The sequence below is a fragment of the Vibrio sp. Y20_XG_PY13 genome (assembly GCF_024181925.1).
Classification (GTDB): Bacteria; Pseudomonadota; Gammaproteobacteria; order Enterobacterales; family Vibrionaceae; genus Vibrio; species Vibrio parahaemolyticus.
Window position 1 is genome coordinate 509,513 of the sequence record NZ_JAMZAL010000002.1, and the last position, 19,905, is coordinate 529,417.

Sequence of the window (19,905 nt, forward strand, 5' to 3'; positions counted from 1 at the left end):
TTATCCCCAAAAACGCGATTGCCCCCCTCACCTAAATCGCGTTAAAAAAAAGCTCCGCTAGTTACTAGCGGAGCTTCCTCTTTTCAACAAATCATATTGCCATTAAGCACTCTGACATGATGCTATTTTCGATTTCGACAACCAGGATAGAACAGCACAGACGATAACGAATGTAATCGACGCTGCAATGAAAGAGAACGCGATTGACGTTGTCATACCAAGTGCAATAAAGCCGACACATGAAACCAAAGCAACAGACAGCGCATAAGGTAACTGAGTTGATACGTGGTCAATGTGATTACAACGAGCGCCTGTCGAAGACAAAATAGTCGTGTCCGAGATTGGTGAACAGTGGTCACCGAATACTGCACCGGCCAAAACTGCACTTAGCATAGGAAGCATTAGTGCGATGTCAGTTGCACCCGCCATATCACCAGCGATTGGTAACATGATACCGAATGTACCCCATGAAGTACCGGTTGAGAACGCCATTAGACCCGACAACAAGAACAGGATTACAGGTAACCAATGCGGATTAATGTTACCTTGAGCCATAGTCGATAGGTACGAACCCGTCTTCATGTCACCGATAACAGAACCGATTGTCCACGCAAACACAAGGATAAGAATCGCACCAAACATCGATTTAGCACCAATCCACAGTGTACGAGTAATCTCAGTCAGTGGTAGACCTTGTTTTAGAACAGTAAACAGAGCAACGGCCAAACCAAGCAAGCTACCGTAAATCAGAGACGTACCCACATCGGTATTCTCGAATGCACCTAACAATGCAAACTCTTTACCGTCAGCAGCCAACGCTTGACCACCGGTGTACATCATCGAAGCAATTGTCGCAATGATAAGCGTAACAATCGGTAGGATTAAGTCAGAGACTTTACCTTTTTCGCTCTCACGAATGTCCAACTCTTCGTTAAGCTCATGCGCTTCTTGAGTGTCGTTCTCTTTGTCTTTGTCAAAACCACGACCTTGAGACGCTGCAATTTCATGCTCGCGCATCTTGCCGATATCCAGACCAAACCACGCTACTGCAAACACCATTAACAGCGCAAATACAGCGTAAAAGTTCATTGGTATAAGACGCACATACGCCCCAAGCGCTGAATACTCAGTAATACCATGTGATACTAAAATACCGCCGATGATAGTAATGATGTAAGCACCCCAACTAGAAGCTGGCATGATGACACACATAGGTGCAGCGGTTGAATCTAGGATGTAAGCCAGTTTCGCACGAGATACATAGAAGCGATCCGTTACTGGGCGTGAAATCGCACCTACAGCAAGACTGTTAAAGTAATCGTCGACAAAAATGAATACGCCTAAAAAGGCTGCAAGAAGTTTAGAGCCGCGTTTACTTTTCACACGAGACTGTGCCCATTCAGCGAATGCGCGAGTACCGCCAGAAAGTGTCAATAGAGCCGTTGTCATGCCTAATAGAATTAGGAAACCAACAATGCTCATGTTCCAAGTGTTAATTCCACCATCTTCAATGAAGACAGAAGACACTTGAGTACCTACATAGCTTGCAGTACCACCAATTGACCAGCTGTTAAGTAGAACCGCACCAAGCGCGATACCTACACCAAGAGAAACTAATACACGTCGAGTCAGAATCGCCAATGTCAGAGCAACAATAGGAGGCAATAATGAAACAGGAGAATGAGAAAAATCTATTAAATTCATGATCTTCAAAAACCAAAGTTTGGCTAGAGATCTACTGCAGACAAGTCACGCCTTCTTTATAAGAAACGTGCTCATGTTGAACTTAGCGACAGGGAAGCGAACACTCCACCCAACCCTACAGTAGCGCTCCATAGTTTAATGTAAATATACTATGGCAGTGTTGTTCCTTTCAGATACAACCCCAGCAAGGCGTTTTGATATACGACTTACTTCGGCAATCTTCGCCTTCCACTATTATTCATTGGCATCACCCCAATAATAGCTACTCTTCGAGACTGCGCCTCTACGGCAACAACAAACAATTAACCGTTAATTGTACAAATTAACAACAAATTGTCTGCAATATTGCATCAGGTAGCAGCCATTGTACTTATGATGAGAACCAATGCAACACATCAAACTAAATTAAACTAATAAATAATCGCCAACTCAATTTATAAACGTCGAACAAACAAATTGAGTATTGTGCAACTGAAATCACGTTAATTGGGTTGTTTATGAAACTTTATTACTACCATAAAAATATCATGGATTATCTAATATCGATAATTTAAAGAAATATGAATAACAAATACCGTACACATTACAGCTTTCGTTTTCTGTTGCGCAAATACAAAGCGTGCCTTTTATAAAAAACACCATTCAATAACTCGCTTGATTAGAATAATCACGTAAAACTTGAATTCACTATCTATTAAGATTTATTTCGAGTTAATTAATATTAGTTTTCAGTCAAAAAATAGCTCAATTTAAACAAAATCATGATTTAGCATTTGCACATAAGGAAAAGATAAAGTTAAATATAAGGACTTATCTTTATTTGTAGATTGGTATTATTTAATCGTAACGATTAAAAATGCCAAACACGTTAACCTATTAATAGGAATCGTTATGTCAGAGCTGACTAAAACACTTCTAAATATCCGTAGCCTTCGTGCATTTTCTCGTGAGCTGACTCTAGAACAATTGGAAGAAGCTCTAGATAAACTAACTACTGTTGTTGAAGAGCGTCGTGAAGCTGAAGAAGCAGAGCGTGAAGCACTAGCACAACAAGAAGCTAAGCTAGCAGAGATTGCAGAAAAAATTGCTCAAGACGGTATCGACGTTGAAGCACTAATTAGCGCACTATCTGGCGAAACTAAGACTAAAGCAAAATCTAAGCGCGCTCCTCGCCCAGCTAAGTACAAGTACATCGACACAAATGGCCAAGAAAAAACTTGGACAGGCCAAGGTCGTACACCTTCTGCAATTCAAGAGCAACTTGACGCAGGTAAATCACTAGACGATTTCCTAATCTAATCGTTCTTGTTTAAAAAGGCTCCCGTTGGGAGCCTTTTTTATTTGTCTTGCGCAAATAAAAAATGGCGTATTTTTTCAAACACGCCATTTTAACATTAGTTATAAAGTGGTTAATTCGATATGAATTAACGTTCCCAGTATGCTTCTTCCAAACTGTCTTCTCGCTCTGGTAAGCCACGAGACAGACGAGGAGAATGTTGCACGAGAACTTCGTAGCTCGCACGGTTCGCATATTTACAAACCTGAGAAAAAGATGAGTAAGTTAAATACTCATTGCTGTGCTTGCTAGAGTTAGGCACATTTTCTTTATGGTATTTATTCGCCGCCATGTCATGAAGAACAGCAGACAACGCAGCATCACCCGCACCGTTTGTGTTCTTAATTTTCTCTGGACCACCCATGTAAGGAGAAATATGCGAATAAACTCGAATTGGATTCTGACAAGCATCTTTTTTAGCCGGACGGCTGAACTCGTAACGATTAAATTCAGCAATCGAGCCAGGAAGTAATGGCAACGTGGTTTCACGCTTCGCACTGTCTTCAGTGTAACCCGCCATAAACAGACCAACAGGACCTGCGGTACATAACACCATATCAGCCCACTCTAGCGTCTTATCAGAAGCGGCTAGCGGATCAGTTTCGCCTGTTAGCGCTTCTGCTTCGTCTTCGTTCATTGCGACAACAGAAACGTGTTCACGAATAAAGTCTTGCCAGTATTTAGGATCATCTTGAATAACAAACTTAGTACCTAGCGTTAATACAACAGGAACGTCGTTCTTCTTCGCAAACTCAATGGCTTTCATTGTTGCTTCAGGCATTGGATCGCCTTCTTTACAACGAACTAAGTAAGATGTCAGTACTAGTGCAGAAGCATTTTTGAAAATTTTCTCAGGAATGCTGTCTGGATGAAGCTGGTTCATTTGACCTTCGCTGATCGCAAAAGTACGTTCACCGTCTTCAGTGATCAAAGCAAAACAACGACCGATAGCACCATCAACACCTTGCAGGTAATTCAGATCCATGCGGCTCGATGTATTACAAAGGTAACGATAGCCGTAGCTGCCGATTTTGATATCCTGGCTCATCACACCAAGCAGCGTAGAACGATCGTCTGCAAGAACCGAGTAGTTATGAAGTGTATTGCCAATCGTACCACCAGCGTATTCGTTAGTGATCAGATTCTCTTCTTTTAGTTGCTGGTATAGCTCTTCTGCTTTTACATCATCAATAACCAGCGAGTGACCTTTACTCAAACCGTACTTTTCAATCACATCTGACGTTACTTTTGCCTCGATATCCACCAAAGTTTGGTCAATACCGATGATGTGAGTGCGCGTCATCTTCTTGCTTTCTTGTGCTTGGCTCACCAAAGGATCACGAGCATGAACAGGAAAATAGTGCTTCGATTTGCGTTGTCCAGGAAATTTCATATTGTTAGTCTGAGTAAGGGGATGAAAAGGAGAACGGATTCTATACCGCTAATAATAAAGCGGCAATAAAAGCAATTATAGCAAACGTTTGCTGGATGCTTTTTTCTTCCGGGTTACTTATTCGCCTTCCATGAAGCTCAAATCAGGCAGCTGATTTAGGTGTTCAGTGTAACGCTTTAAATTGAACTCCCCTTCATTTTTCATTACATCAAAGATTTCAATCGACATAGCACATGCCATCATAGCTACCGCTTCTTCTCTTGGTGTACCCGTCATCATCAAACGCATCAATGTTTCTTTAACTTTGATAGGGTTCCCATCTTCAAGCTGATTCTCAACAATTTCAATCAACTCAGCTTCTTGCATAAATTGGTTTTCGTCACTCATTTATATTGTCCTCTTGGATTTTCGCCAACTATGCCATATATATTCTCTCTATACTTATGAAATTACTATTTAGTGATGCTGTTGCGGAAAAAGGCAGCAAAAACGAATTGTGATTTCGATCTCGGATCTGTCACCGGTCTGTGGATTCTGTTAGAATCTGCGTCCCGTTTATTTTAGTGGTGTTTAGTAATGTCTGATAACAGCCAAAAGAAAGTCATCGTCGGTATGTCCGGCGGCGTTGATTCATCTGTTTCTGCGTATCTTCTAAAGCAACAAGGCTACCAAGTAGAAGGCCTGTTCATGAAGAACTGGGAAGAAGATGACAACGAAGAATATTGCACAGCAGCAGAAGATTTAGCCGATGCTCAAGCAGTATGTGACAAGCTAGGCATCCACCTACACACCATCAACTTTGCAGCAGAATACTGGGATAACGTATTCGAATACTTCCTTGCAGAATACAAAGCAGGTCGTACTCCAAACCCAGACATCCTTTGTAACAAAGAAATCAAGTTCAAAGCATTCCTTGAATTCGCTGATGAAGTGCTTGAGGCAGACTACATTGCCATGGGTCATTATGTGCGTCGTTCTTTCCCTGAAAACGGCGAAAAGCCACAAATGCTGCGTGGCCTAGATAGCAACAAAGACCAAAGCTACTTCTTGTACACACTAAGCCACGAACAAGTTGCTCGTAGCCTATTCCCTGTGGGTGATTTGGAAAAACCAGAAGTTCGCCGTATCGCGGAAGAACAAGGTCTAATCACAGCGAAGAAAAAAGATTCAACAGGCATCTGTTTCATCGGTGAGCGTAAATTTACTGAGTTCCTAGGCCGTTACCTTCCTGCTCAGCCAGGCAACATCGAAACGCCAGAAGGCGAAGTTATCGGGCAGCACCAAGGCTTGATGTACCACACACTAGGTCAACGTAAAGGCCTTCATATCGGTGGTCGTAAAGGCGGCGGTGGTAATGAAGATCCATGGTTCGTAGGTGAGAAAGATCTCGACCGCAACGTGCTTATCGCCGTTCAAGGTAAAGACCACCCGATGCTAAAATCAGAAGGTCTACTTGCATCACAACTTCACTGGGTAGATCGTGAACCAATTCGCGATGTTATGAAGTGCACAGTGAAAACTCGTTACCGTCAACAAGATATTCCTTGTACAATCATTCCTATCGACGACGAGAACATTAAAGTGATCTTTGATGAGCCACAAATTGCCGTGACTCCAGGTCAATCAGCCGTGTTCTACAAAGATGACGTTTGCTTAGGTGGTGGTATCATCGAGCAACGCATTAAATATTCTCAAGCTTAGGAGTTGTTACGTGGCGAATACACTTTATGACCGTACTATCGCTTTCGCTGGTATTTGCCAAGCTGTTGCTTTGGTTCAACAAGTTGCGAGAAACGGACATTGTGATCAAGATGCTTTTGAAACATCCATGAACGCCATTTTGAACACAAACCCAGCCAATACTATTGGCGTATTCGGTCGCGAAGCCGACCTAAAACTTGGCCTTGAGTGTTTGGTGAAAGGGATTGATAGCACCCCATCTGGCAGTGAAATCACCCGCTACATCATTAGCCTTATGGCATTAGAGCGTAAACTAACCGCACGCACTGATGCCATGTCTCAGCTTGGTGATCGCATCCAAATGGCGAAACGCCAAACAGAACACTTTGAATTGCTAGAAGATCAAATGATCAGCAACCTAGCAAGCATTTATCTTGATGTAGTGAGCCCAATCGGCCCTCGTATTCAAGTAACTGGCACCCCATCGGTATTGCAGCAAACCGCCAACCAACACAAAGTTCGCGCTTTGTTGTTATCAGGCATCCGTAGCGCGGTACTTTGGCGTCAAGTGGGTGGCAAACGTCGCCACTTAATCTTCGGACGCAAGAAGATGGTTGAACAGGCTCAAATCCTGTTAGCCAGAATGTAATTCCATAGCTCGCGTTCATCGCGAGCTAATTTTTTTGACTAAAACAAATCTCGCGCAAACGTTTGCGCAATATTCGTGACAATTGCCACAGTTATTGGTATAAAGCTCACGAAATTTAGAAACCCAATTCAGGAGAACATCATGGAACTGTCAGCATTGACTGCTGTTTCACCAGTAGACGGCCGCTACGGAAGCAAGACAATTGCGTTACGCGAAATCTTCAGTGAATACGGTCTTTTAAAATACCGTACTATCGTTGAAATCCGCTGGCTACAAAAGCTTGCTGCTACTGCTGAAATTGCAGAAGTGCCAGCGTTTAGCGCAGAAGCAAACCAATTCCTAGACGACCTTGCTGCAAACTTCTCTGAAGCAGACGCACTACGTATCAAAGAGATCGAGCGCACAACTAACCACGACGTAAAAGCGGTTGAGTACTTCCTAAAAGAGAAAGTCGCAGACGTTCCTGAACTGCACGCAGTAAACGAGTTCTTCCACTTTGCATGTACTTCTGAAGACATCAACAACACATCACACGCTCTAATGCTAAAAGAAGCGCGTGAAACCGTGATTCTTCCAGAAATCCGCAACCTTATTGACGCTATCAAAGCACTTGCTGTTGAGTACCGCGACATCCCTCTTCTATCTCGTACACACGGTCAGCCAGCTTCTCCATCAACAATGGGTAAAGAAATGGCAAACGTGGCGTACCGCATGGAGCGTCAATACAAGCAAATCGAAAACGTTGAAATCCTAGCGAAAATCAACGGCGCGGTAGGTAACTACAACGCGCACCTATCTGCTTACCCGGAACTAGATTGGCACAAGTTCTCTGAAGAGTTCATCACTGAATCTCTAGGCGTAACTTGGAACCCTTACACAACACAAATCGAACCACACGATTACATCGCTGAGCTGTTCGATGCTGTGGCACGTTTCAACACTATTCTGATCGATTTCGACCGTGACGTTTGGGGTTACATTGCACTAGGCCACTTCAAGCAAAAAACCATTGCTGGCGAGATCGGTTCTTCGACAATGCCACACAAAGTTAACCCAATCGACTTTGAAAACTCTGAAGGTAACCTAGGTCTTGCGAACGCCGTGTTCGGTCACCTAGCACAGAAACTGCCTATCTCTCGCTGGCAACGTGACCTAACTGACTCAACGGTTCTACGTAACCTAGGTGTTGGTGTTGGCTACGCAATCATCGCCTACACTTCTACGCTAAAAGGCATCAGCAAACTGGAAGTGAACCGTGACGCGCTTCTTGCTGAACTAGACAAAAACTGGGAAGTTCTAGCAGAGCCAGTACAAACGGTAATGCGTCGCTACGGTATCGAGAAGCCATACGAGAAGTTGAAAGAGCTAACTCGCGGTAAGCGCGTAGACGGTGAAGCAATGCGTAACTTCATTGACGGCCTTGAGCTTCCTGAACACGAAAAAGCACGTCTAAAAGAGATGACGCCAGCGAACTATATCGGTCAAGCAATCGAGCTAACTGACAAGCTATAATCTCTCAATAATGAGCGAATAACTAAAAAGGTTGACGTGAAAGCGTCAACCTTTTTGTTTGGAAGCTTACCAACCGAGGCATTCCAATAGAGCATTTTCGCCCAATAGGTGTAGAGCATCGCGGATTTAGGGTTGTTTGTGGAAAAATAAGGTTATTGTCCCCACCTCCACGCCAAATCTTTTAATTTTGGTCAGGTTGAATACGTGTTTGTCATCTTGTCGGTAAAGCCAATCATCAAAGGCAACGGTCACTGTCGAGTCGTCCATTTTTAACTCAAAGTCATATTGCCATTACAGAGCGTTACCCTGCTCTTTTCCGTTTGCGAAACCAATAATGTCATCTGCTTTGCCTGTATACCTGCCATCCTCTGAACGAGAAATAGTCCAAACACGCTGGTCGGTTTCACCATCGTCAAAAACAAAGTCCTCAACAAGAACCAATTCATCACCCGTTATCGTACCGACAATATCAACCTCAAAGCGGCGTGTTTGTTTCTCGGAATAATCTTGCACCATTCCCCATGCCTTCACATTGCCATCAAAATATTCAAATAAATTAAATGGCGGCGTAGATGCTTGGTAATTGTCTATATCCGCCGAGCAAGCATTCAACGTAATAACAACGCACACAGCAAAGTATCGCAATAATGTTTTAAAGATGTTCACGGTCTGACTTGTCCTATAAGTTGTTTACGCAGCTTTGGAAATTCCGTTTTTGGTGACAACCAAATGGACAGGAATGCATCATTCATACGTTCGTCCGTTATTTCGCCAACCATTTTTTGCGTTTTAGTTCCTGCTTGGCGATAGATGATCTGTCCCTTATCTCCATCAGTGACGTAGGTCAGTTCATCGCCATTTTTGATACTTGGGAAGATAAAGCTCAATTGGGTAATCCATTGTTGGCGGCTCGACTTAGGGAAGCCCAGTTTTTGCCACTGTTCCTCCGTCACCTCAAGCAACTGCTGCTTGCTTATGTCTCGTTGATAGTTTATCTCTAAAGCAAATGGATGCGGAGAAACATCCGTAGAAACAAGGTATTGTCCATTGGGTGCTTTTAGGCGAGATCGATAAATATCAAACACAAACCAAGTGAGCTGCGCTTCGCCAACTGTTTCCCATTCCTGCCAGTTTTCTACATTAAGTCTGTCAGTGCTTCCTATATCTTGTGCCTGCGAAGGTATTGCGCCCATTGCAAACACAAACAAGATACCGCTACCCATACCCCTTAGGAGTTTTCTCTTTAAGCTTGCCATTGTCATACACCTTGAGAATCACCAGCATTAACACCAACCACTCAACAAACAAGGCCAGTAACGTAATACTTGTATCGAATCCAAACTCTACCGCTTGAAGCTTGTAGCCAGCGAAGTAGCTGAGCATTCCTCCAAGCCCACCTAATATTGATACGTAGATTTTGGCGAAGCGGTGCAAAAGCACTTTCAGTTGGTAGGCATACCATGCAAACAATACCCATAGACCAATCAACCACACAGGGAGCCAAGGGGTAGGGAAAACCAAAAGCGAAAAGTGTTGATTTAGCGTATCGAGAACTAGCCCGAAAATGGTGACAAAGGCGATCGCTTTCACCGAGTGGAATTCCGTCAGAATGGAATACACCAAGGTCGCCAACGCCAGTATCATCATCAACCATTGCCACTCAAAAGTACCAAGCACAGCAATAAACCAGCACAGTTGAAACCAAGTGGACGCAATCAACACTCTCATAATTGTTATGGGCGCTGGAAAGTCATGTGAACGGCGCTGATCGTACGTGCAAGAAAACCGCCTTCACAATAACTAAGGTAATAACGCCACATGCGGACAAACCGGTCATCGTACCCAAACCCTCGCACAGCATTCTCTGCGCGGTTAAAACGGCGATGCCACTCATTCAGTGTTTTTGCGTAGTCTAGGCCGATGTCAAACAAATCACGAACTACCAAATCACTGTGCTTAGTGGTCGCTTGTGTCAAAGACGTCACCGACGGCAAGAAACCGCCAGGGAAAATGTATTTCTGAATAAAATCGACATTGTTGCTGTAATAGTCGTAACGCTGGTCCGCAATCGTAATCGCTTGGATAGCCATCAGGCCGCGAGGTTTTAATAACGACTCGCATTTTTTGATGTAGGAAGCTAAGAACTGTTTCCCCACGGCTTCAATCATCTCGATAGAAACCAATTTATCGTACGTCCCAGTAAGGTTGCGGTAGTCTTCTTTAAGTAAAGTAATTCGATCGGCTAAACCTCGTTGTACGATTTGCTGTCGAGCATACTCATACTGCTCTTCCGAAATGGTCGTTGTTGTCACGCGGCAACCGTATTGCTCAGCCATGTATATCGCCATCGCCCCCCACCCTGTGCCAATCTCAATCACATGGTCGGTAGATTGAAGGTCCAACTGCTGGCACAAGCGTTCCATTTTATTGATTTGAGCTTGCTCTAAGGAGTCCGCACTTGTGTGGTAAAGCGCTGATGAGTACAGCATGTTGGTATCTAAAAAAGCTTCATACAAATCATTGCCTAAATCGTAATGAGCATGGATGTTCTTCCGAGAGTTTTCTTGCGAGTTTCGATTCGTCCAATGGCTAAACTTGTAAAGTAACTTGGTAAGCCAACTACCCTGCTCCTCAAGCTTATCAAGGGCTCGCATATTGAGCGCCATGAGCTTCATCAATGCCGTTAAATCTGGACTGTCCCACCAGCCATCCATGTACGCCTCACCAGCAGCGATGCTACCGCCTTGCAATATTCTGGAGTAAAAACCTGGGTGCTTAACCTCAATGGTCGCAACGACAGGTTGGCCACTGTATTCTCCGTTTGGCGCAGTAAAACGTTCACTGCGCTCCTTTGTCTCGGTATGAAACGATTCAATAATGGTTAAGCAACCCATTTCCATCTTTTGCAGACATTGAAAAATAACTCCGCGAGCCGCTTTCTGAGTCGTCGTCAGTTTGCGCGGCAATGTTATAGAAGTCGTATTTAACATGCAGAATTCTCCTTGTGCTTATTATTTTTCTTATCTGATTCGTCGCTAGAGGCTTGACGTTCATTGGACGTCGAATATTTAGGGTGGGAGTAAAATGGCGCACCTTTAACCCATAACTTCAACGCATGCCAGTAGATTCCTACCATCACTTTTACTGTTTGAATTGGTGTTCCGATCAAGCACTTCAATAAAGAACCACTGGAAAATGGCTGTGCTTTCATAGCCATTGTGGCGTCGAAGTGTTTTTCACCTTTATGGCATTCAAGATGGATATTTAACTTGTCTGTAAGCGGCTTTATTTTCCAGCGGTACAATTGGTCTATCGGGTTGAACGGTGACACGTGGAATGCTTTGTCTTGCTCCCAACCAAAATCTTCATCCTTTGGGTCAGCAGCTATCGCGTAATAATGGCGCTCATTCCAAGGTGTATTGCTGACTTCGGCGAGAAGATATTGCCATTCACCTTTTTGGTCATACAGGTAGTAAAAATTCACTGGACTAAAATAGAGCCCGAGATAACGCAAATGACAGACAGCCAGCACTTTGCCGCTGCAACGTACGCCCGTAAGTTCTGCGACTTTATCTTGCACCGCTTTTTTCAAACTCCCTTCACCGAGGTAATCATCGCGTTTGAATCGAGCCCAATGCCACCAGCGAGTCCCAAAGCCCCAAACTTTTTTCTCAAGTAAGCCAATTTCATCCAAATCAATCGCTGGCATAAACATTGAATAATTCAGCTCGTGCTTAACGGGCGTAAAACGACGATGTCTTACATTGCCTATAAATAACTGACTGTGAGAAGGGATACTCATATTACGCAGCACCTTGTTCATAAAGTGTGTCACTTTTCTCGTTATGTTTAGCGGCAATTCCTTTCACAACATCCAAAGCACTGCGCACGCCATCTTCATGGAATCCGTTGTACCAATAAGCGCCACAAAACCACGTATGTTGAGCTCCTTGTATTTCTTCTTTGCGTTGCTGGGCAGCGATAGACTCCATCGTAAAGACAGGGTGATGGTAGGTGAACTGACGCAGAATCTTGTTCTCGTCGATATCTTCAGTACGGTTTAAGGTGACGCAGAATGTGTGTGAAGAGTCGATATGCTGCAAAATGTTCATGTTGTACGTCAGGGACGGCAATCGTTTCAGCTCATCTTCGCCTCCTTCCAGCAAATAGTTCCACGATGCCCATGCAGATTTTCGTTTCGGTAATACACTCGTGTCAGTGTGAAGAACCACATCATTTGCTTGGTAAGCCATATTAGACAAAATGTCGTTTTCACATGACGAGGCATCACTGAGCATCGCTAAAGCTTGGTCGCTATGGCAAGCAAAAATGACTTCATCAAACCACTCACACTGCCCATTTGCATATATCGCTACACCTTGTTCACTGCGAACAACTTTTTCAACCGGACTATTCAATCGAATCTTGTCTGCAAATCCTTGCGTTAAAGGTGGAATATAAGCACGTGAACCACCCTTGATAACGTACCATTGCGGACGATTCGTCACGTCTAACAAACCGTGATTGAGGAAAAAGCGTAAGAAGAACATCAATGGAAATGCACGCATGTCAGCGAGGGAAGATGACCAAATCGCCGCGCCCATTGGCAGAATATAGTTGTCAGAAAAGAAATCACTAAACTGGTGCTCATCCAAAAATGCACCCAGCGTTTGAGAACTCGATATTTGCTCAGTAGCAGACGCTTTTGCTAGTTTATTGAAGCGTAAAATCTCAAGAATAAAGCGATAGAATTTTGGATTAAGCCAATTTCGCTTTTGAGCGAACAATGTTGTTAATGTGTGGCCATTATATTCCAAACCGTTGCCATCGTTTCTCACGCTGAAACTCATTTGCGTCGGAATACCTTCCACGCCAATTTCGTTCATCATTTTGATAAAGTTTGGATATGTACGGTCGTTGTATACAATGAACCCTGTATCAATCGCATAATCCTCATTCCCGACGCGTACATCAACCGTCGCCGTATGACCACCAATATAATCGTTGGCTTCGAACAAAGTGATATCGTGTTGTTGGTGCAGATAGTACCCACATGTCAGTCCAGAAATTCCAGTGCCTACAATAGCGATTTTCATGCTTCTTCCTTTTAAGATACGAGTTTAGCTGTCAGCCTTGCTTGCCAACTGTATGGAAGCAACGAGATAAAGCGGAGAATGCCTGTAAATCTCGCCGGAAAATAAATGTGGCTTTTATTCGCCGCTAGCTGCTTTCTCAATAGTTGAGACGCTTGCTTGGTTGAAATGATCATAGGCATCTCAAAGGTGTTTTTATCCGTTAGGGGCGTTTCAACAAACCCAGGAAACACAGTAATCACTTTGATGCCTTTCTTCTTAAGATCCACAGCGAGCGTGCGCGCAAAGTAGCTCACTGCCGCTTTTGACGCGCCGTACGCTTCCGCTCTTGGCAGCGCGACTTCGGAGGCAATGGAGCCAACAATGACAACGCGGTGCCCTCGCTGAAAATACGGTTGGCAAGCTTCTATACAGTTAGCTACACCTACGACATTAACATTCATCACGCGCGCCATAAGTTGCGCATCTACAATGCCATCATCCATGTATTCGCAATCACCCGCGTTGAAGATCCATGTATCTGGAATCGTCTTAAGCGAAGACAGTACTCGCTTCGTCTCCTCATAATCGGTTACATCAAACTTCAGCGTTTCAATAGATGAAGAAGTTGCCGCTAGCTCGGCAAGTACAGCTTCATTGCGTCCACATGCGATGACACGCGAACCAGACTCAGCAAAGTCGAGAGCCAGCTGTTTACCTATCCCGGAGGTCGCCCCCGTAATTAAAACGACACTGTTCATCGCCCCAACCTTTGCTTAATGGTTTTGATGACAGAGCCAAGCAGAGGCAAATGCTCATAAAGCATTTCACCCAAATCAAAATAATCTCGGTGATAAATGACTTGGCCATCGGAGAACTTCATGTGGGAAACGCCGCTCACAGCGATTGGAGCCCCTTTGTGTAATTTCGGATGTTGAAGATCCATAGTCCAAGTCAGGAAACCCGTGTCCTCAACCTGCTGATGCTCATGGATGATGAAATCACAGCGAATCACATTCGCGTACAATGACTGGAAATAATCTGAAAGAGCAGGCAGTCCTTCTAAGCGATGAGCCGAATCTTCAAACACCACATCTTGGTGATAAACGTCTTTCAGAAGATGCAGGTTCGCTTTGTTAAGCTTCTGGTAAATGTCTCCAACCGACTGTATGTCCATTCTTTCGCTCCCAAATGTCACTGATGGTTGTACAAAAATATTATATGTACAAGATAGACCAATTAGAAAAAGTTGTACAAAAAAAAACTTGTATAACTTTGTTTCTGCACTTTGATTTTTAGAAAGTAGTACGTAACCAAATTGGTGAGCGATCATCAGGCAAAAAAAAGGCTTGGTAAAAACCAAGCCTTTTCAAAAAACTATGTAAGTCGTATTACTGGTTACGTAGCGCCGCAATACGTTTATCTAGTGGTGGGTGGCTCATCAGTAGCTCTGTTAGAGACTGCTTACCGTTGATACCGAACGCCATCATTGTGCCATCGAGTTTCGATTCTTGACTCATCTTCAAACGCTCAAGAGCAGCAATCATTTTCTCTTTACCTACTAAACGCGCTGCACCTGCATCGGCATGGAATTCACGGTGACGGCTGTACCACATCGTGATGAAGCTTGCTAAGAAACCAAAGACAAGTTCCAACACCATAGACACACCAAAGTACACCATCATGTTCGTGCCTTGTCCTTCTTCATCGTCGTTCGATGCCACGATATTGGCGATAAAACGCGATAGGAAGATAACAAACGTGTTCACAACACCTTGCATTAGCGTCATCGTGACCATGTCACCATTCGCAATGTGGCTCACTTCGTGCGCCAGAACGGCTTCAGCTTCATCACGCGTCATGTTGTGTAGAAGACCAGTCGATACAGCAACCAGTGAATCATCACGCTTAGCACCTGTCGCGAATGCGTTGATGTCTGCAGAATCATAAATCGCTACTGTTGGCATACCAATGCCCGCTTGTTGCGCTTGACGGCCTACCGTCTCAAGCAACCAATGCTCTGTTTCGTTACGTGGGCTTTCAATCACCATGCCGCCAACTGAGCGTAGTGCCATGCCCTTTGACATCATTAACGAAATCAATGCGCCACCAAAGCCAAATACGGCTGCCATGACAAGTAAACCAGACAGACTGCCTGGTTGCATTCCAGTGGTCGCGTAAACAATATTCAGAACAACACTAAGAACCAGCACAACAGCTAGGTTAGTTGCTAGGAATAACATAATTCGCTTCATTACTTTTCTCCGAGGAAGCTTATCGTTTTTTTAAAACGGATTGTTATATGGAACATCTTTTAAGGGAAATCAAACGCTGTAAAAGCCTATTCCACTTAATTTCGTGCTCCGTTGCGTTATAGATATAGTCTATCCGCGATAAAAACAAGGTTAAGCAATAAATTGCAACATTTGTTTTCGAGACTGAAAAATCATAAACAAGTTACCAACCTAAAAACAGCACCTTAGGCTAAGTATAGACTTTGGTCTTATTGTGATGACAAATGAACATGCTAGATTCAAGCGAGATGAACAAAACAGAGCACGCTCTAAGAGCGTTATTGAAGCTCGAAACTTCCATGTCTTGAGGGAAATATCATGGTAGAAACTAACGACTATCAAATGGCTATCGATTTACTACGTTGTCACCTAGGGATCTCAGAGGATGAGGCCAAACAGCAACTCGGTATTTCAACCGATCATCACTTGTCTAAACGTGTTGCTGAGACACAGCAAGCGTTGATGGGACTTAGCCAAGAAAAGTAGCAGTAATCTTATTAAGCTACACCAATAGAAAGGGCTGCAAATTGCAGCCCTTTGGTTTTGAGTACGTTTACAAGAAATGCTCTTAATCGATGTTCAGTAATGGCTCAACGTTAATGTATTTACCCAACTCTTTGCGCTTCGCACTTGGAATGTAAGGGATCTCACCTAACTTCGGTGCATCGATGCGCGATTCAAGCATTTCAATAATGTCCGCGTAATGCTCTGTGCCTGGGTTAACTCGGTTCGCAATCCAACCCACTAGGTTTAGACCATCTGCTTTGATGATTTCCGCCGTTAATAAAGCGTGGCTCAAACAACCCAGTTTAATACCCACGACAAGTACCACTGGTAGCTGCTCTTGCTGTACCCAAGTAGACAAGCTGTCTGTGTCTGACACAGGAACACGCCAACCACCAGCACCTTCTACCAATACAACATCGGCTTGCTCTTTATGTTGAGCGAGCTTTTCACTCAGCAAATCGTATTCGATTTCAACCTGCTCGTGCTTGGCTGCGATGTGAGGAGAAGCTGGTAATTCCAAAGCGTATGGGTTCACATCTTCATAAGCCACTTCTAAGGTTGCGGCTTTTTGCAAGTGCAGTGCATCTGAATTGCGCCAACCTTGCTCTGTTTTTTCGCTTCCTGCAGCCACTGGTTTGTAGCCAATGGTATTTAGTCCTTTTGCTGCGAGTGCTTGCAAGACGGCTTTCGACGCCACCGTTTTGCCTACATCAGTATCCGTACCAGCAATAAAAAATGCATCAATCATAAATGTATGACTCCAAAACAAACCTGATAAGTTGCAGGTAGAAGACCTTGATCGTTTTTGAATGCTTGGTACGCGCGCTCGACTTGCAACAAAGTACGACGACTTGTTAGACCATGTGAGCGCCCGCTTACGTGATTTGCACCAATACCTTTGAGATCACGCATAACAGAAAATGCTGAGTCGTACCAAACTGTGATGGTGGTCGAGTCTAGATGATGGTTATGGCATCGAGATTGCGCTAACGCAATTTTTACCTGATTGAGAGTAATAAAGTTATTCACGTGTTGATATGTGTCAATTTTTGCCCACGAATCACGCAGTTCGCGTAGCGAGCCATCAACAAGTGTTGAGAAGCACCCTTTCCCATTAGCAGTTAATATTCGGCGAATTTCTCTCAATGGATAACTTAAATCGACACACCACTGTAGCGCGAGACTTGAAAACACATAGTCAAAACTAGCGTCCTCGAATGGCAAGCTTTCCGCGTCTGCTACCACATAACGAACATTATGGTCACCACAACGCTCGCGCGCTTTGTCCAACATACCTTGCGAAAGATCGGCACAAACAACGCGTGCGCCTCGCTCTAGCAATAGCTGAGAAAAATATCCGGTTCCACACCCCAAGTCCAAAACGCGCTTGTTGGTAAGATCGCTTGGGAGCTTTTCTAACAAACGATGGCCAACATCTCGTTGAAATGCAGCATGTTTGTCATAGGTGTCAGCCGCTTTGCCAAAAGACGAAGCAATCGCCTCTTTGTCTTGGTGTACGTTGTCCAACACCATGTTTTCGGCATTATCCATTACAGCGCTCCTAATGCTTGCTTCAATGCGATTGAAAGCGTTTTAACTTGTTCTGTACTATGGTTCGCAGTGAGCGTGATACGAAGGCGTGAGGTACCTTTCGGAACGGTTGGTGGACGAATCGCGGTGACCCATATGCCATTTTGTCGACAAGCGTTCGCAACCTGCAAAGCAAGTTCTGATTCGCCAATCACAAATGGCTTGATCGGGGTATCTGTTTCAACAAAGCCATCCAGATCGCTTAGATTCGTTTGATAAACCTCATTTAGCTCCGCCAGCTTTTCGCGTCGCCAAAACTGCTCTTGAATCATAGAAACCGCATGTGTCAACGCGTAGGCCTGCGCAGGTGGCATTGCTGTTGAATACACATGGTGACGAGCAAACTGGGTCAAAAAGTCACCCGTTGCTTGGTCACACAAAATCGCCGCGCCGGACATACCAAACGCTTTACCGAAGGTCACGACTAAAATCTCTGGTTTAACATTAGCAAGTTCACAAGAGCCTCCACCCGATTCGCCGAGCACGCCAATACCGTGAGCGTCATCCACTGCTAACCATGCATTACGTAAGCGAGCTACTTCCGCAATGTCTTTCAACGGCGCGCAATCGCCGTCCATACTGAAGACACCTTCAGTCACGACCAGATGATTGCCTTCATTAGTAAACAGCGTTTCTAAATGCTTAATGTCGTTGTGCTTAAAACGCTTCATTTTCGCCGTTGACAGTGACCCTGCTTCCATCAAAGATGCGTGGTTTAATCGGTCTTGAATCAATACGTCTGATTTTTCTAGCAGGGTAAAAAGCAACGCTTGATTAGCACTGAAACCAGAACCAAATAATACCGCCCTCTCGAAGCCCAACCATTCAGTTAACGCCGCTTCTAAGTTGCTGTGCACAGCACTGAAGCCAGTGACCATGGGTGATGCCCCACTGCCACTGCCATAAACGCTCAGGCCTTGCTGCCAAGCACGTACAAGCGCTTGGTCATTGGCTAAGCCCAAATAATCGTTGCTTGAGAAGTTGATGTAGCGTCTACCTTCATGTTCTAAAATCGATTGGTTCCCGGCGAATACCACATTCATTGAACGATTCAACCCTTGCGCTTTACGAGCAGCAAGAGCAGATTCGATTCGAGATTTAAACGCTGGCATCGTAGAAAAGATCGTCTTTAGTTGGACGTACAGCAACGCGCTCTACCACGCGATCCAGCAATTCGCTTTCTTCGATTTCATCAGGTTTTTGAGACACTTCTTGGCTGTTAATGCCCAGCTTCTTAAACAGCATCATATCTTTGTCTTCAGAAGGGTTTGGGGTCGTTAGAAGTTTGCAGCCGTAGAATACTGAGTTTGCACCTGCCATAAAACACAGCGCTTGCATCTGTTCGTTCATGTTTTCGCGACCAGCAGACAAACGCACAGCCGATTGAGGCATCATGATTCGTGCGATCGCAATCAGACGGATAAAGTCGAATGGCTCAACATCGTCCACAGTCTCCAGCGGTGTGCCCTTCACTTTTACCAGCATATTGATTGGTACGCTCTCAGGGTGTGTAGGAAGGTTCGCCAATTCAACCAGCAAACCTGCACGATCGTTGGCACTTTCACCCATGCCGATGATACCGCCAGAACAAATCTTCATACCAGCATCACGAACGTGAGACAGCGTATCCAAACGGTCTTGGTAAGTACGAGTGGTAATGATGTTGCCGTAGAACTCAGGCGACGTATCTAGGTTGTGGTTATAGTAATCCAGACCCGCGTTTGCCAGCTGCTTCGCCTGCTCTGGCGTTAACATACCTAACGTCATACACGTTTCCAAACCCATGTCTTTTACGCCTTTGATCATATCGGTCAAATGCGGCATGTCGCGCTCTTTCGGGTTCTTCCACGCTGCGCCCATGCAGAATCGCGTCGAACCTGCATTTTTCGCTTTTTGAGCAGCGTCGAGTACACGTTCGACTTCCATCAGACGCTCTTTTTCGATGTCTGTGGTGTAACGAGCGCTCTGAGGACAGTACTTACAATCTTCTGGACAAGCACCCGTCTTAATCGACAGAAGCGTGCTTACTTGAACATGGTTGGTTTGTTGGTATTGACGATGAACAAGCTGCGCTTCGAATAGGAGATCCATGAATGGTTTTTCCATGAGATCGCGCACTTCAGCATGCGTCCAGTTATGACGAACTTCCACGTGTATTCCTTTAGTCA

20 protein-coding genes, 1 pseudogene and 1 riboswitch are annotated in these 19,905 nt (G+C 44.5%); of the genes and pseudogenes, 5 read left to right on the forward strand and 16 right to left on the reverse strand.

All coding sequences use genetic code 11. The annotated features are described in order from the left end of the window. Positions 1-102 precede the first annotated feature (102 nt). The gene (gene tet(35), locus NL646_RS07405; RefSeq protein WP_005495724.1) at positions 103-1,704 is read right to left on the reverse strand and encodes a tetracycline efflux Na+/H+ antiporter family transporter Tet(35); all 1,602 of its coding nucleotides are present in this window, start codon (positions 1,702-1,704) and stop codon (positions 103-105) included. Positions 1,705-1,817: 113 nt separating this feature from the next. Further along, a riboswitch (Lysine riboswitch) is annotated at positions 1,818-1,998 on the reverse strand. Positions 1,999-2,595: 597 nt separating this feature from the next. On the opposite strand from tet(35), the gene NL646_RS07410 reads away from it, so the two are divergent. Continuing rightward, complete coding sequence (locus NL646_RS07410; RefSeq protein ID WP_005460020.1) at positions 2,596-3,003, forward strand: DNA-binding protein H-NS; 408 nt, start codon at positions 2,596-2,598, stop codon at positions 3,001-3,003. Positions 3,004-3,128: 125 nt separating this feature from the next. Here NL646_RS07410 and NL646_RS07415 read toward each other — a convergent pair whose 3' ends face one another. After that, entirely contained in the window at positions 3,129-4,433 is a 1,305-nt protein-coding gene (locus NL646_RS07415; protein ID WP_005459989.1) for an inosine/guanosine kinase, read from the reverse strand. Positions 4,434-4,550: 117 nt separating this feature from the next. After that, positions 4,551-4,820: a hypothetical protein gene (locus tag NL646_RS07420; RefSeq protein ID WP_005459999.1), complete on the reverse strand. Its 270-nt coding sequence runs from the start codon at positions 4,818-4,820 to the stop codon at positions 4,551-4,553. 189 nt (positions 4,821-5,009) lie between these two features. Between NL646_RS07420 and mnmA the strand changes: the two genes are divergently transcribed. The 3 genes from mnmA to purB all read left to right on the forward strand — a co-directional run bounded on the left by mnmA (position 5,010) and on the right by purB (position 8,274). Further along, positions 5,010-6,134, forward strand: coding sequence for a tRNA 2-thiouridine(34) synthase MnmA (gene mnmA, locus NL646_RS07425; RefSeq protein WP_005459992.1), 1,125 nt, complete (start codon positions 5,010-5,012; stop codon positions 6,132-6,134). Between the two features lie 10 nt (positions 6,135-6,144). Further along, complete coding sequence (hflD, locus tag NL646_RS07430; protein WP_005459996.1) at positions 6,145-6,762, forward strand: high frequency lysogenization protein HflD; 618 nt, start codon at positions 6,145-6,147, stop codon at positions 6,760-6,762. A 141-nt stretch (positions 6,763-6,903) separates the two neighbouring features. Then, the gene (gene purB, locus NL646_RS07435; RefSeq protein WP_005460028.1) at positions 6,904-8,274 is read left to right on the forward strand and encodes an adenylosuccinate lyase; all 1,371 of its coding nucleotides are present in this window, start codon (positions 6,904-6,906) and stop codon (positions 8,272-8,274) included. Positions 8,275-8,400: 126 nt separating this feature from the next. On the opposite strand, the pseudogene NL646_RS07440 reads toward purB, so the two are convergent. From NL646_RS07440 to htpX, 9 genes and pseudogenes are all read right to left on the reverse strand, one after another. After that, a pseudogene (locus NL646_RS07440) lies at positions 8,401-8,940 on the reverse strand (DUF3833 domain-containing protein). Then, positions 8,937-9,530: a chalcone isomerase family protein gene (locus NL646_RS07445; RefSeq protein ID WP_023585434.1), complete on the reverse strand. Its 594-nt coding sequence runs from the start codon at positions 9,528-9,530 to the stop codon at positions 8,937-8,939. The pseudogene NL646_RS07440 and the gene NL646_RS07445 overlap by 4 nt, the downstream one beginning before the upstream one ends. Further along, positions 9,490-10,002, reverse strand: a complete 513-nt coding sequence (locus tag NL646_RS07450; RefSeq protein WP_069546099.1) for a DUF2878 domain-containing protein — start codon at positions 10,000-10,002, stop codon at positions 9,490-9,492. The genes NL646_RS07445 and NL646_RS07450 overlap by 41 nt, the downstream gene beginning before the upstream one ends. Before the next feature lie 5 nt (positions 10,003-10,007). Further along, positions 10,008-11,264 carry a cyclopropane-fatty-acyl-phospholipid synthase family protein gene (locus NL646_RS07455; RefSeq protein WP_140079276.1) on the reverse strand — a complete coding sequence of 419 codons (1,257 nt, stop codon included), beginning with the start codon at positions 11,262-11,264 and terminating at the stop codon, positions 10,008-10,010. Next, on the reverse strand, positions 11,258-12,076 hold the full coding sequence (locus NL646_RS07460; protein ID WP_253664045.1) for a DUF1365 domain-containing protein: 819 nt from the start codon (positions 12,074-12,076) through the stop codon (positions 11,258-11,260). The genes NL646_RS07455 and NL646_RS07460 overlap by 7 nt, the downstream gene beginning before the upstream one ends. Position 12,077: 1 nt before the next feature. Further along, positions 12,078-13,370 carry an NAD(P)/FAD-dependent oxidoreductase gene (locus NL646_RS07465; protein WP_063517350.1) on the reverse strand — a complete coding sequence of 431 codons (1,293 nt, stop codon included), beginning with the start codon at positions 13,368-13,370 and terminating at the stop codon, positions 12,078-12,080. A gap of 11 nt (positions 13,371-13,381) precedes the next feature. After that, entirely contained in the window at positions 13,382-14,107 is a 726-nt protein-coding gene (locus NL646_RS07470; protein ID WP_020840375.1) for an SDR family oxidoreductase, read from the reverse strand. Then, positions 14,104-14,523, reverse strand: coding sequence for a nuclear transport factor 2 family protein (locus NL646_RS07475; protein ID WP_020840374.1), 420 nt, complete (start codon positions 14,521-14,523; stop codon positions 14,104-14,106). The genes NL646_RS07470 and NL646_RS07475 overlap by 4 nt, the downstream gene beginning before the upstream one ends. A 214-nt stretch (positions 14,524-14,737) precedes the next feature. Next, a complete protein-coding gene (gene htpX / locus NL646_RS07480; protein ID WP_005459987.1) occupies positions 14,738-15,601 on the reverse strand; it encodes a protease HtpX in 864 nt (287 codons plus the stop codon). Between the two features lie 357 nt (positions 15,602-15,958). Between htpX and NL646_RS07485 the strand changes: the two genes are divergently transcribed. Next, positions 15,959-16,126, forward strand: coding sequence for a hypothetical protein (locus NL646_RS07485; RefSeq protein WP_005459995.1), 168 nt, complete (start codon positions 15,959-15,961; stop codon positions 16,124-16,126). Positions 16,127-16,208: 82 nt separating this feature from the next. Here the strand turns inward: NL646_RS07485 and bioD are convergent, their stop codons facing one another. From bioD to bioB, 4 genes are read right to left on the reverse strand one after another with little or no spacing between them, the layout of a single operon-like run. Next, positions 16,209-16,895, reverse strand: coding sequence for a dethiobiotin synthase (bioD, locus tag NL646_RS07490; RefSeq protein WP_005460040.1), 687 nt, complete (start codon positions 16,893-16,895; stop codon positions 16,209-16,211). After that, complete coding sequence (bioC, locus tag NL646_RS07495; protein ID WP_025509840.1) at positions 16,892-17,698, reverse strand: malonyl-ACP O-methyltransferase BioC; 807 nt, start codon at positions 17,696-17,698, stop codon at positions 16,892-16,894. The genes bioD and bioC overlap by 4 nt, the downstream gene beginning before the upstream one ends. Continuing rightward, complete coding sequence (gene bioF / locus NL646_RS07500) at positions 17,698-18,849, reverse strand: 8-amino-7-oxononanoate synthase (protein ID WP_253664046.1); 1,152 nt, start codon at positions 18,847-18,849, stop codon at positions 17,698-17,700. The genes bioC and bioF overlap by 1 nt, the downstream gene beginning before the upstream one ends. After that, a complete protein-coding gene (bioB, locus tag NL646_RS07505; protein ID WP_253664047.1) occupies positions 18,836-19,888 on the reverse strand; it encodes a biotin synthase BioB in 1,053 nt (350 codons plus the stop codon). Before bioB ends, bioF begins: the two co-directional genes overlap by 14 nt. Positions 19,889-19,905: the final 17 nt, after the last annotated feature.